This is a genomic window from Treponema lecithinolyticum ATCC 700332 (genome assembly GCA_000468055.1).
In the GTDB taxonomy this organism is placed as follows: Bacteria; Spirochaetota; Spirochaetia; order Treponematales; family Treponemataceae; genus Treponema_C; species Treponema_C lecithinolyticum.
This window is the reverse complement of the sequence record KI260569.1, coordinates 267,280-279,451: the sequence shown is the minus strand read 5'-3', so window position 1 is coordinate 279,451 and position 12,172 is coordinate 267,280. Positions and strand designations below refer to the sequence as shown.

The window sequence follows — 12,172 nt, the reverse complement described above, 5'->3', positions numbered from 1 at the left end:
TTTATGTATACTTTGTAACTGACAGTACTGTCGGTTATGGCACTACGGTTAGCGGAGAGTTAGTATGATACAAGCACTGAAACGGACATTCGCACTTACTGAAAGCGGGGCAAAAGGTCTTTTAAAGGCAAGTTTTTATTCGGCTTTAATGCCGTTGGCTTATATTTTGCCGATGATGATAGTTATGCTGTTTGCCCAAGGTGTACTTGAAGGCGGCTTACAGCCTATGCCGTTTTTTATTGCAAGCATTGCAATTGTTGTGCTTATTATGTATATCATTTTGTATGCAGCATATAATGCACAGTACCGCGAAACCTATAATGAAAGTGCAAACTTGCGCATTGAAGTGGCGAATATTCTAAAAAGTTTACCGCTTTCGTATTTTTCAAAACACGACATTTCCGATTTATCGCAAGTAATTTTAGCCGACGTTGCGGCGATTGAACATGCGATGAGTCATGCAATTCCCCAATCGTTCGGTATGGCGCTGTATTTACTTATTATATGCTCTGCAATGTGTGCTATGAACGCAAAACTCACTCTTTGCATTATTGTGCCTATATTTGTCAGTTTTGCCATGGTATTATTATCGAAAAAAATGCAAGTTTTGGAAACCGGTAAATATCACCAAAAACTGCGTAAAACGAGCGAAGCGTTTCAAGAAGCGATTGAACTTCATCAAGAAATAAAAAGTTACGGTCAAGCCGAATCGGTACAGCAAAATCTGATAAGCGAAGTAAGATTTGATGAAAAACTGCACATACCGGTTGAGTTTGCACAAGCCGGTCCTACGACGCTGAGCGCTTCGGTATTAAGTTTTATGATAGGTTTTACGCTGCTTTTCGGTGTGCCGATGCTGTCAAACGGCGAAGTATCTTTGTTGTTTTTATTAGGCTATATTATCGCCGGGGCAAAAATAAAAGATGCAGTTGCCGCTTTATATATGAATCTTGCGGAAATGATGTATATCGACGCACGAATTAAACGCATTAAAGAACTGCGCCAAACGAAAATTCAAACCGGCGAAAAAGTTGAGCTTAAAAATTTCGATATTGAATTTAAAGATGTGGAATTTTCTTATAATGCCGAGCGAAAAGTAATAGACGGGCTTTCGTTTGTTGCAAAACAAAACCAAGTAACTGCCCTTGTCGGACCTTCCGGCTGCGGTAAAACGTCCGTGCTGCGTCTTATGTCGCGCTTGTACGATTACGATAAGGGGCATATTTTTATAGACGGTAAAGAAATAGATAAAATCGATACGGACAGTTTGTTCGACAAAATTTCGATAGTATTCCAAGAAGTATCTTTGTTTAACACATCGGTACTCGAAAACATTCGCCTTGGTAATAAAAATGCTGATGATGAACAAGTAAAACAAGCTGCCCGTTTTGCTCATTGCGAAGAATTTATTTCCCGTTTGCCGCAAGGCTATGATACAATCATCGGCGAAAACGGCAGCCGTCTTTCAGGAGGCGAGCGCCAAAGGCTTTCGATTGCCCGTGCATTTTTAAAAAATGCACCGATTATCATTTTGGATGAAATAAGCGCTTCACTTGATGTTGAAAACGAAATGCAAATACAGCAAAGTCTTAATAGCCTTATTAAAGGTAAAACGGTAGTAATTATTTCTCACCGTTTAAAGTCTGTTGAAAACGTCGATAAAATCATCGTAATGAATAACGGCAAACTCGATGCTGAAGGCACTCATGCCGAACTGTTGCAAAAATCAGCACTGTACCGCAACATGATTGAAAAATCGAGTGCAACTGAAAAATATCGTTATTAATTTTATTGATATAACGGATTTTGCAGTTTTGCAGCAGATTTTTACCGCTGTGGACAGAAGGTTCGGTACATGTTATAATAAAGCCGTATCGGTATAATATGGCAATTCAAACAGTATCACGCGAAAAAAAATTACAAACAATTATAGAATCGGAAAAAGTACTCAATGAAATTCAAGACATTGATATTTTGCTGGAGCGTTTACTAAGCGAAGCGCGCAGTATTGTTAATGCGGACGCCGGTTCCATTTACATACGCAAGCACAATATGCTGACTATCAAGTATGCGCAAAACGACAGTTTACAACGTATGCTCGAGTGCGGACAAAAACTGCCGTTTTCTTTTTTTTCTTTTGAAATAAACGAAAAGTCGATTTCAGGTTACAGCGTTTTAACCGGTACTATTTTAAATATTGCCGACGCATACACTTTGCCCGACGATAAGCCGTATAAATTCAATAAACAGCCCGATTCTCTTACAGGTTACCGTACCAAAGCCATTTTAACTGTGCCGCTGATTACCGGAAATAAAGAAACCCTCGGTGTTTTGCAAATTATAAACCCGCTCGACGAAAAGGGGCAAATAGTCGAATTCGATAAAAACGATGAGCTGTATATAAACCACTTTGCTTCCGGTGCGGTGCAAGCGCTTGAACGTGCACGCCTTACCCGGGCTATGGTTTTGCGCATGATCAATATGGCACGCCTTCGCGATCCTAAAGAAACCGGTTCGCATGTTCAGCGTGTTTCAAGTTATGCGGTTGAAATTTACGATCGCTGGGCGTTTAAGCGCGGTATCGATGTTAGCGAGCAAAATAAATTCCGCGATATGTTAAAGATATCCGCAATACTGCACGATGTGGGTAAAGTCGGAATTCCCGACGCTATTTTAAAGCTGCCGCGCGCTTTTACCCGCGAAGAATACGATATTATAAAAACACATACCGTTATAGGAGCTTTGCTTTTTCCCAGTATAGAGTCTCCGCTTGATGCTATGGCGCGCGATGTCGCTTTGCACCATCATGAACACTGGGACGGAAGCGGATATCCGGGAAATGTGGATATGACGCAGGTTACGCAGGAAAATGCAGTTTCTATGGTAAACGGTACGCCTTTGGCAGGGGAGGATATTCCGCTTGCAGCCCGTATCGTTGCGCTGGCGGATGTTTTTGATGCACTGTCTTCAAAGCGTGTGTATAAAAAAGCGTGGAGCGAAGAAGAAGTGCTTGCAGAAATTCAAGCACAATCGGGCAAACATTTTGATCCGGAAATCGTACAAGCGTTTATGGAAATTCAGCCGATTATCCGTAAAATAAAAGAAGCGTGGCCGGAAAGCTGCTGAGTGTTAATGACTGCGCAGCTTTTTGTGTAATTCTCTGTCCAAACTATTTGCAAATGCATTTAATTCTTTTTTTCCGAAACTGTCGGTTCTTTCGCCGGCGCATCCGCTTTCATACAAGTGTAAATTAAAGTTGCGAAGCGACAAACGTTCGCGGATACTGTCGGTGCTATATAAAACGCCGCGGTCGTTTAATACCGTAACCCCTTTTTTTAATAAGCGTTCGGCAAGTAAAATGTCCCTTGTTACGACAATATCGTTGTCGGTACTATTTTGTACGATATAATTATCCGCACTGTCAGGCAGGGCTTCGGTTACCGCCATTGTCAGTAAATCGCAGCGGGGTAGGGGAATAAGGCGGTTTGCCGCAAAAACCGCATGAAGTTTAAGTCTTTGTGCAAAACGGATAATCATATCGCGTACGCTTACCGGACAAGAATCGGCGTCGACCCACAGCGTCGGTTTTTCCATTAGCTTAACGCTTTATCCAAATTTTCTATCATTTGCAGCGTAATGCGTTCGGCTTCAAACAATTCTTCTGTTTTTTTGCTGCGCTCAACGCTGCCGTCAACGCTACCATTGCCGCTGTATTCGGTTTTTTCGGCTCCGGTTGTTTTTTGCTGTAACTTTGCAATTTCATCGCATAATGTTATCCCTGCCATAACGGCAATTTTTAAGCTGTCTTTTAAGTGGGCACTTTGTTCGACGTAAGCGGCTGCGGCTTTATAGCGTGCGAGCAGTTCTTCCAAATATCTATCGTCTTCTTTTGCTTGTATTTTAAATGAAGTTCCCAGCACGTTAATGTTTAAAGTGCCCATAACAGTACCCGTCTAGAATATATCCAGCTGATTGTCGGAAGCTGCGAGCGGCTCTGTTTCTGTTGTGCCGGCGCTTTGTTCGTTTTGTATATTACGTTCGGCGCTTTGCAAAAGACTTTTACTTTCGCTTACAGTGCCGAAGCTTTGTTTTTCTTCCGGCATTTTTTCTTGTACGTACGTTTGTACCGGTTCTTCCGCTACTTGCGCTTCGGTTTTTGTATGGTTTTGTTCCGGCACCGTATCGCTGCCGTTAGCTGTATTGTGAATATCCGGTTGTACCGGCTCTTTTTTAGATTGAGAGGCTTGGTTGTCGGACAGCAGCGTACGCTGAACCGTATCTTCCATAGTATTAAGACGGTTCAGTACATGCAGTATTCCCTGTTCAATTTTTCCTTCTTCTTGTTCAAAGCGGCTGCACGTTTCGTTTAATTCACTTATCTGTGTTTTTAACTCGGTATTTTCGTGTTTTAAAACTGCATTTTCGTTTTGCAGCTCTTTTAAACGTGCGAGCGCGCTTTCAACCTTTTGTTCAAGAATGCGGATTTGCTCCAGGGAAATCACCGCTTACGCTCCGATAGCTTTTTTTGCCGTTTCAACTACCGCTTTAAAAGCTTCCGGGTCTTCAATAGCCATGTTAGAAAGGGCTTTGCGATTTATAATTACTTGTGCTTTTGTTAAGCCGTCGATAAAACGCGAATAGCTTAAGCCTTGATCGCGCACCGCAGCATTTAAACGCGCTATCCACAAAGAACGCATCGTTCCTTTTTTATCTCTGCGTCCTACGTAAGCGTCGGTTAACGCTTGAGTAACCGCGTCTTTTGCCGCTTTAAAGTTTGTTCCTCTGCGTCCGCGGAAACCTTTTGCAAGTTTTAATATTTTTTTACGCCGGTTAAGTCTCTTTGAACCGTCTATTGCTCTTGACATTTTCTTCTCCTGCTAAAAATCTTTTTGAAACTTTCAGGTTTCGGAAAGGTTTTTAATCATGCGCGTTGAGCGCACGGTAAATAAATGAGTTTGCAACGCAAACTCAAGATAAAAAGGAACGGCGCCATTTTAGCCGGTACTTTTTATCACTTCTCCTAAGTAATCAGCTGTATGGTAAAAGCTGTTTGCGTACTTTTGCCGCATCGGCCGTGCTGAGAATTCCGGTTTTACGTAATTGGCGTTTACGTTTTTGCGCTTTTTTTGTTAAAATATGGCGAAGGTTCATTTTTTTGTACTTTACCTTGCCGCTGCCGGTAAACGATAAGCGCTTGGCTGCGCTGCGTTTTGATTTCATTTTGGGCATAATATCTACCTCGTTATTTTTTCGCTTTCGGATTTAATGTCATGGACATAAAACGCCCTTCCATTGCAGGCTGTTTTTCCACTACATAATCATCGTTCAGTCGTTTAAGAACTTCTTGTAAAACTACCAGTCCCAAGTCGGTATGCGCCAACTCGCGCCCTCTAAAACGTACCGTTACTTTGACTTTGTTTCCTTCATTTAGAAATTCCTGTATATGCTTTGACTTAAAGTCCAAATCGCCGGAGCCTATTTTCGGCTGCATACGGATTTCTTTAATTTTCAGCAATTTTTGTTTTTTCTTGGAATCTCGAAGCTTTTTTTCCGTTTCAAAACGATATTTGCCGTAATCCAGTATTTTGCAAACCGGCGGATTTGCCGTAGGGGCAACTTCCACTAGGTCAAGACTGCGCTCTTTTGCCATAGAGAGAGCTTCAATGGTAGGAACAATACCTTTTTGTTCGCCCTCGTCGTCTATAAGCCTTACTTCACGCACGCGGATTTGTTCATTTATCCGCAGTCCTTTTTCTTTTATTTCCGCCAACGATCCTCCTTCCCGTTATTTTCCCTGCTTCCCGAATAAGTATGAAAAATAACATAGGTCTAAAGCATACCGCGTATTATAGCATAAATGCCTTTTTATTGTCCAGTAGTCGCGAAAAATGCATCTGAGCCGCTTTACTGTTTAATTGTTGCCGTGTTGTTATTAATGACCGCATTAATTCCTTCGCGGGCTTTATTTAGGTGAAACATCATTGCTTTTTGTGCATCATCTTTGTTTCTGTTACGGATTGCTTCTAAAACGGCAAGGTGTTCGGTAACCGTATTATCGGAATTTTCTTTTGCTGAGATAGACATCAGTCGGTATTGTTTTAATTCTTTTAATAATAATTCACTTATGTGTTTGAGTAATTTATTATGTGTCATTTCTAAAATCTGAGAATGAAATTGCTCATCAAGTGAGACAAGACGCGGAATGTCATGATCGTGATTAGCTTGCACAAATTGATTGTGGATATATATAAGTCGTTTAATTTCATCTTCACTGCCTTTTGTACATGCCAAAGAAGCCGATAAAGGATCTATTGCGGAGCGTATTTCCATGCATTCTTCAAGATTCGGCGCACTTGCAATAAACCATTGTCGTATTGCTTCATGATTGTTATCCGGAGAACTGCTGCGTACAAAAGCACCTTTTCCCGTTTTTAATTCGACATAGCCTTGTGCTTGAAGTTGGTATAAAGCTTCTCTGAGTGACGAACGGCTTACATTTAGCATTTTACATAATGAAAGTTCTGCAGGAAGCTTTTTGCCGACGGGAAACTGTTTTTCTTTGATTGCTTCTTTTAGCGCTTCAACTACTTGCGCTGTAATTGGAATGCGCGTAATCGTTTTCATGTTGTTTGATGTCAGGCTATAATACATTCGGTGATTTGTCAATTATTTTCTTGACAACTCATAAAAAGGTGTTATACTGTTTGTAGGACTGTCCGACAATTTTACAGTGACGGACTACTTTTATTATGAGAGGAATTAAGATGACAGATCCTTTGTTTGATGTTTCAGATAAAATTGTAATTATTACCGGCGGACTTGGACAAATCGGTGCGGAATTTGTAAAAGAATTTTATCGGAGAGGAGCAAAAGTTGCTGTTATTGCCCGTACCGTAAATCCCGAACGCATACAAAAAACGCTCGGTACGAAACTTGCCGAAAGTGAACGTATTGCAGTGTACGCTCTGGACATTCAAAATAAAAGCGAAATAAATACTTTTCTTGATACGCTTGAAAAAAAATGGGGGAGTCCCGACGTGCTCGTAAACAACGCCGGCATCGATACGCAGCCGAGCGCACCGCCTGAAGTTTCCGGTCCGTTTGAAGACTTTCCCGAAAAGATTTTCCGAGAAGTGGTAAATGTCAATCTTATCGGTACTTTTCTCATGACCCAAGCGGTCGGCAAACGTATGGTTTCGGCAAAAAAAGGCGGTTCCATTATAAATATCGGCTCTATTTACGGTATAGTAAGTCCTGTACAGGATATTTATGCATATAAAAAGGAAAAAACCGGAACGGCTTTTATTAAACCCGTTGCATATTCCGCTGCTAAAAGCGGTATTTATAATCTTACACGTTATTGTGCGACCTATTGGGGAAAAGAAGGGATTAGGGTGAATACTTTAACGCCTTCCGGCGTTTACCGCGATACGCAAGACAAAGAATTTCAAGCAAACTATTGCATAAGAATGCCTATAGGACGTATGGCTCAAGCGGATGAATACAACGGAGCCGTTATATTTCTTGCATCCGACGCTTCCAAATATATGACCGGCTCAAATCTTGTTGTAGACGGAGGCTGGACAGCATGGTAAAAAAAGAATTTTTGAGATCGGGCATATACTCCGCTCTTATAACGCCGTACGATAAAGACGGTGCGGTTGATGCGGCGATGTTGCGGAAATTGGTAAAGTATGAACTTGATAAAGGCGTAGAAGGTTTTTATTGTTGCGGTTCTTCCGGTGAAGGTTTACTGCTTTCGAATGATGAACGCAAAAAAATAGTCGAAATCGTGTTAGCCGAAGTCGGTGCTCAAGTTCCCGTTGTCGCTCACGTCGGTTCTTTAAGTACACAAAATGCGGTTAACTTGGCAAAACATGCAGAAAAAGCCGGAGTATGTGCGGTTTCTGCTATTCCGCCCATCTATTATCATTATTCACAGGATGAAATCAACGCTTATTACTTGGATATTCTTCAGGCGATAAATATTGGTCTTATCGTATACAATATCCCGCAATTTACCGGTATTTCATTTACCGCCGATAATCCGCTTTTAAAAAACAAACGGATTTTAGGTATCAAACATACATCCATGAATTTATATGATTTGGAACGTATTGGTAAATTGTATCCGGAAAAAATATTGATAAACGGTTTTGATGAAATTTATGTAAGCTCTCTCGCTGCAGGAGCGAGTGCTACAATCGGAACGATGGTAAATGTGTGCCCCGTACTGCATTTGAAAATCCGTGAAGCATTTTTTAAAGGCAATACTGAACAAGCACATGCATTACAGTCCAAACTGAACGATATAGTACAAGTTTTTGTAAAAGCTTCCGTATTTCCGGCAGCAAAATATGCGCTTGCATTACAAGGATTTGATGTAGGTTATTGCCGTAAACCTTTTGCGACTCTTACCGGAGAGCATAAAAAAAGCATAGAATTCGCAATGCGTGATATTGCGGATATATTATAACGTGGAGGTATTATTATGGAAAAAAAGGTTATAGCGCTTTTAGTCGCTGTAAGTATTTTTGTTGCGATTTTTGCAAACGGGGCTAAAGAAAGCGGAGAAAAAAGCGTTAAACTCACTGTGTATTCTCCGGGAAATGCGACGTCGGTACCTACAAAAACGATTGTAAAATATGCCGAATTGGTACGCCAAGCATCGAACGGCAATCTTGTCTTGGATGTTCATTCAGGCGGTGAGTTGGGAAACGATGCTGAAGCGCTGCAGTCGGCGCGGATGGGAACAATCGATATTATCTTTGCCGGTACGTCCGGTTTTACGAGTTTTTACGATAAAGCAAAACTGCTTGATTTACCGTTTTTATTTGAAAGTGCCGAAGACGCATACAAAAAAGTTAACGGAGAAATCGGCGAAAGAATTTTTGCGAACCTTCCTTCGGTCGGCTTGGTGTATCTTGCCGAAGGTGATAACGGTATGCGCCACATTGCAACGACAAAGCGGCCTATTCATACGGTTGAAGATGTAAAAGGATTAAAAATACGCGTTCCTACAAGTAAAATGTATCTTGATGTATGGACGGCACTCGGTTCAACTCCGGTAGCTCTTGCGCTAAACGAATTGGCAATAGCGCTTTCAAACGGTACGGCTGAAGCACAGGATAATGCCACCTACCATTTGGTTGCAAATGCAACATACGATGACATTAAATATTATAGTTTTATCAATTACATGTGGATGGGCTGCACGATGGCGGCTAATCAAAAAAAATGGAATTCGTTAAGTGCAGAACAGCAAAAAATCTTAAAAGAGCAAGCTCTTATTGCCGCAAAATATTCTTTTGATACGATTGCTTCGGATAACATCGGTGCAACGGAAACATTAAAAAAAGCCGGAGTCAGCTTTGATACAAAACCCGATATTCAAAGTTTTAAAGATAAACTGGGCGGTAAAAATTATTATAAACGCTATGTTAATGAAAGCTGGTACGATCAGGAAATTATTGATCGACTGGTAAAATAAATTTATTTAACCCGGTACGTTACATGAAATTATATAAGAAGATTTTGGATGTGTTTATAAAAGCAGTTTCCGTTTTATTAGTTTTAACTGTGTGCGCTATAGTAGTGCTTATGGTTAATGAGCTTATCCTAAGGAATATTTTTAATAAATCATTCCGCGGAATGACGGAATTGGCAGGATGTTTGTTTTTATGGATGGCTTTTTTGGGTATCACGGTGCTGTATGATAAAGAAGGTCTTATATCGCTGGATATAGTTTCAGTACGTATGCGGGGAATGCTTGCAAGCATTTTTTGGTACATACGTCATATCGTTATTTTTGTTTTCGGCATTGTTATGGTTATCGCTTTTTGGGGATTGTTTCCTTTTGTGATAACCGAATACTATTCTTCAATGCCTAGTTTTTCTAAAATGTGGCAATTTTTACCGCTTGCGCTCAGCGGTATTTTTTTAGCATTCAAAGCTGCATATAATATACTTGAAAAATTATACAACACAAAGGCTGCGTTACAATGACGGTATTTTTTATTGTATTTATACTTTTTTTGTTAATCGGTATTCCCATAGGTATTTCCATAGGTGCGAGTGCCGTTATCGGCTGTTTATGGCTCGGTTATCCCCTGACGGTTATCGGGCAAAAAATGATTTTCGGTATAGATTCTTTTTTGCTTATAGCTATTCCTCTGTTTATTTTAGCCGGCAATTTAATGAATGCGGGCAAACTTACCGAAAAAATCTTTAACTTTGCAGATGCTCTAGTCGGCTGGATTCCCGGAGGACTTGCCCATGCTAACATCGTTGCCAGTTTGATTTTTGCGGGTATGTCCGGAAGTGCCGCTGCCGATGCGGGAGGTTTAGGTACCATCGAAATGGAAGCTATGACATCTAAAGGTTACGATAAGGATTTTTCGGCAGCGGTAACTTCTGCGTCTTCGGTAATCGGTCCTATTTTCCCCCCTTCCATACCGCTGATAATTTACGGTTCGATTGCAAGTGTAAGCGTTTCAAAGCTATTTGTCGGCGGTGTTGTGCCGGCACTTTTAATGGTGATATCCATGATGTTGTTGACTTTTGTGCTTGCATTAAAAACGGGGTATCCGCGTGAACGGTTTAATTTAAAAAAACTCGGTACGGAATTTTTGAATTCCGTGTTATCGATTATAACCCCGCTTATTATTTTAAGCGGATTTGCGGCAGGGTGGTTCACTCCAACCGAAGCTTCGTGTGTTGCCGTTATATATGCGCTGATAATAGCCGCTGCCTTATACCGTACGCTTGATGTAAAATCATTTATTAAATGTGTTTTGGACAGTGCGATAACTTCGGCAAATACGCTGCTTATTATCGGAACATCTACACTATTTACCTATGTTATGGCTAAAGAAGGTGTGTCTGCCCGACTTGCAGATTTGATACTTGGTATAAATTCCGACCCGCGTGCTGTTATTTTTACCATAAATATTATTTTGCTTATATTGGGAATGTTTATGGAACCCGGAGCTATTCTTACCCTTATGCTTCCGGTACTTTTACCCATTGCACATAAGCTGCAGTTCGATTTGGTTTACTTCGGTGTAATAGTCGTTTTTAATTTAATGATAGGTCAAGTTACGCCACCGTTCGGCGTGTGCTTATTTATTACAAGCGACATTGCAAAAATCAAGTTGGAAAGATTGTATAAAGCGATTACACCTTTTCTTATTCCGCTTATTGCCGTATTGTTTTTATGTGTGTATTGTCCGTCATTGGTTACGTGGCTTCCTAATCTTTTGTTAAAAGACTAATCTCCGGACTGTACTTGAAACTTAGCGATTTTCCGATATAATAAAACAATATGAAATTGTTTATGATTTTTTTACTTCCGATTACGCTGATGTATGTGCTGACTAAAAACGCGTATCCTGCAGGAAGACCGGATATCCGTTATTCTGCAGCAATCGTCGGTTTTTTAACGGGAGTTGTATATGCATTTATAGAGTGCGTATTTACGTCTTCGTATTATCTTATACCCTATGCTTTTTTCCCTAATTATTTTTCTCATTTAGCTTTTGAAGTGCTTATTCCTTGTATATTTTGTTTAGCCGCTTGTTTGGTGTTTGTAAAAGTAAAAAAAGAAAACTTTATTGTTTTATATTTTGTGCTTGCCGCCTTTTATTCGGTATTTATGCCTGCAAGGATTATTCACCGCAATACGGTTTTTGACTGGTATTTGCTTTTTCAAAAACCTATTGTATACACATGTATGCTGTTCGGAATAAAAAATACGGTTTTACTTTTATACGGATGCCTTAAATTGCCTGCCGCTTTTTTAGGTACTGTGACCAAAAAAACATATCCTGCACTGCGTCCTGCGGCGGCTTTAAGCGCATGCATGCTTATTCCTCCTGCACTTGACGTAATGCATCTGTTATCGCTTCCGGTATGGCTTGTTTTAGCTGCAGGAATTGTATACGGCGCTGCTGCCGGTGTCGGAACGTATATATGGTACGGCACAAAAAAATATTAAGCGGCGGTATATTTTCTTCAATTGATACAAAATCGGCTTTGTGCGTGAATCCTTTTTTGTTAGTGTGGTAACCAACATTCTGGAATTTTCAATGGCTTTTTTCTACCCCAAATTGCGAACTTTATTGTACACAATCATATTGACCATTCGAAATTGTCGCTATATAAATATATTAGG

15 protein-coding genes are annotated in these 12,172 nt (G+C 40.5%); 8 read left to right on the top strand and 7 right to left on the bottom strand.

Translation table 11 applies throughout. The features are described from left to right. Positions 1 to 64 precede the first annotated feature (64 nt). Both HMPREF9193_RS09395 and HMPREF9193_RS09390 read left to right on the top strand, forming a co-directional pair. Positions 65 to 1,786 (top strand): ABC transporter ATP-binding protein, encoded by a 1,722-nt coding sequence (locus HMPREF9193_RS09395; protein WP_021687894.1) that lies wholly within the window; start codon positions 65 to 67, stop codon positions 1,784 to 1,786. 98 nt (positions 1,787 to 1,884) lie between these two features. Next, complete coding sequence (locus tag HMPREF9193_RS09390; RefSeq protein WP_021687892.1) at positions 1,885 to 3,126, top strand: GAF and HD-GYP domain-containing protein; 1,242 nt, start codon at positions 1,885 to 1,887, stop codon at positions 3,124 to 3,126. Between the two features lie 3 nt (positions 3,127 to 3,129). Here HMPREF9193_RS09390 and HMPREF9193_RS09385 read toward each other — a convergent pair whose 3' ends face one another. From HMPREF9193_RS09385 to HMPREF9193_RS09355, 7 genes are all read right to left on the bottom strand, one after another. Then, positions 3,130 to 3,594: a YaiI/YqxD family protein gene (locus HMPREF9193_RS09385; RefSeq protein WP_021687891.1), complete on the bottom strand. Its 465-nt coding sequence runs from the start codon at positions 3,592 to 3,594 to the stop codon at positions 3,130 to 3,132. Then, entirely contained in the window at positions 3,594 to 3,941 is a 348-nt protein-coding gene (zapA, locus tag HMPREF9193_RS09380; RefSeq protein ID WP_021687890.1) for a cell division protein ZapA, read from the bottom strand. The genes HMPREF9193_RS09385 and zapA overlap by 1 nt, the downstream gene beginning before the upstream one ends. A gap of 12 nt (positions 3,942 to 3,953) precedes the next feature. Continuing rightward, entirely contained in the window at positions 3,954 to 4,502 is a 549-nt protein-coding gene (locus tag HMPREF9193_RS09375; protein WP_021687889.1) for a cell division protein ZapB, read from the bottom strand. A 3-nt stretch (positions 4,503 to 4,505) separates the two neighbouring features. Next, the gene (rplT, locus tag HMPREF9193_RS09370) at positions 4,506 to 4,865 is read right to left on the bottom strand and encodes a 50S ribosomal protein L20 (protein WP_021687888.1); all 360 of its coding nucleotides are present in this window, start codon (positions 4,863 to 4,865) and stop codon (positions 4,506 to 4,508) included. A 163-nt stretch (positions 4,866 to 5,028) separates the two neighbouring features. Next, positions 5,029 to 5,229 (bottom strand): 50S ribosomal protein L35, encoded by a 201-nt coding sequence (gene rpmI / locus HMPREF9193_RS09365; RefSeq protein WP_021687887.1) that lies wholly within the window; start codon positions 5,227 to 5,229, stop codon positions 5,029 to 5,031. 13 nt (positions 5,230 to 5,242) lie between these two features. Then, positions 5,243 to 5,761, bottom strand: a complete 519-nt coding sequence (infC, locus tag HMPREF9193_RS09360; RefSeq protein WP_371440105.1) for a translation initiation factor IF-3 — start codon at positions 5,759 to 5,761, stop codon at positions 5,243 to 5,245. A gap of 143 nt (positions 5,762 to 5,904) precedes the next feature. Continuing rightward, positions 5,905 to 6,624, bottom strand: a complete 720-nt coding sequence (locus HMPREF9193_RS09355) for a FadR/GntR family transcriptional regulator (protein ID WP_021687885.1) — start codon at positions 6,622 to 6,624, stop codon at positions 5,905 to 5,907. A 140-nt stretch (positions 6,625 to 6,764) separates the two neighbouring features. On the opposite strand from HMPREF9193_RS09355, the gene HMPREF9193_RS09350 reads away from it, so the two are divergent. Genes HMPREF9193_RS09350 through HMPREF9193_RS09325 form a run of 6 tightly spaced genes read left to right on the top strand, consistent with a single transcriptional unit; the run spans position 6,765 to position 11,995 of the window. Then, positions 6,765 to 7,595 (top strand): SDR family oxidoreductase, encoded by an 831-nt coding sequence (locus tag HMPREF9193_RS09350; protein WP_040848080.1) that lies wholly within the window; start codon positions 6,765 to 6,767, stop codon positions 7,593 to 7,595. After that, positions 7,589 to 8,476, top strand: a complete 888-nt coding sequence (locus HMPREF9193_RS09345; RefSeq protein ID WP_021687883.1) for an N-acetylneuraminate lyase — start codon at positions 7,589 to 7,591, stop codon at positions 8,474 to 8,476. The genes HMPREF9193_RS09350 and HMPREF9193_RS09345 overlap by 7 nt, the downstream gene beginning before the upstream one ends. A gap of 15 nt (positions 8,477 to 8,491) precedes the next feature. Continuing rightward, positions 8,492 to 9,490, top strand: a complete 999-nt coding sequence (locus HMPREF9193_RS09340; RefSeq protein WP_021687882.1) for a TRAP transporter substrate-binding protein — start codon at positions 8,492 to 8,494, stop codon at positions 9,488 to 9,490. Between the two features lie 23 nt (positions 9,491 to 9,513). Next, on the top strand, positions 9,514 to 10,005 hold the full coding sequence (locus HMPREF9193_RS09335; RefSeq protein WP_021687881.1) for a TRAP transporter small permease: 492 nt from the start codon (positions 9,514 to 9,516) through the stop codon (positions 10,003 to 10,005). Next, complete coding sequence (locus HMPREF9193_RS09330; RefSeq protein WP_021687880.1) at positions 10,002 to 11,273, top strand: TRAP transporter large permease; 1,272 nt, start codon at positions 10,002 to 10,004, stop codon at positions 11,271 to 11,273. Before HMPREF9193_RS09335 ends, HMPREF9193_RS09330 begins: the two co-directional genes overlap by 4 nt. Before the next feature lie 50 nt (positions 11,274 to 11,323). Further along, positions 11,324 to 11,995 carry a hypothetical protein gene (locus HMPREF9193_RS09325; protein ID WP_021687879.1) on the top strand — a complete coding sequence of 224 codons (672 nt, stop codon included), beginning with the start codon at positions 11,324 to 11,326 and terminating at the stop codon, positions 11,993 to 11,995. The last annotated feature ends 177 nt before the right edge of the window (positions 11,996 to 12,172 follow it).